The organism is Micromonospora sp. LOL_024 (assembly GCF_048060415.1).
GTDB lineage: Bacteria > Actinomycetota > Actinomycetes > Mycobacteriales > Micromonosporaceae > Micromonospora.
On record NZ_JBHMIS010000203.1, the window covers coordinates 1 to 403 of the forward strand.

Sequence of the window (403 nt, forward strand, 5' to 3'; positions counted from 1 at the left end):
CACTCGGTCAAAGCGAACGTCTCCTGGCTGGTCGAGACCAAGAAAGCCCACTACATCGCCGCGATCAAAACCAACCAGCCCACCGCCCACACCCAACTCGCGGCCCTGCCCTGGCGCGACATCACCGTCCAACACACCACCTCCGAGACCGGACACGGACGCCGCGAGTCCCGCTCGATCAAGACCTGCGCCATCGCCGACAACCTCGGCGGGATCGCCTTCCCCCACGCCCGACTGGCCATCCGCGTGCACCGCCGACGCCAACAGTCCGGCAAACGCGAGACCCGCGAAAGCGTCTACGCCGTCACCAGCCTCGACGCCCACCAGGCCAGCCCGGCTGACCTGGCCGCCGCGATCCGCGGGCACTGGGCAGTGGAGAACTCCTCACACCACATCAGAGACG

At 67.7% G+C, this 403-nt stretch carries 1 pseudogene; it reads left to right on the forward strand.

Annotated features, from left to right (window positions below):
- Positions 1-403: pseudogene (locus ACFHWY_RS28885) on the forward strand (ISAs1 family transposase); the annotation flags it as partial.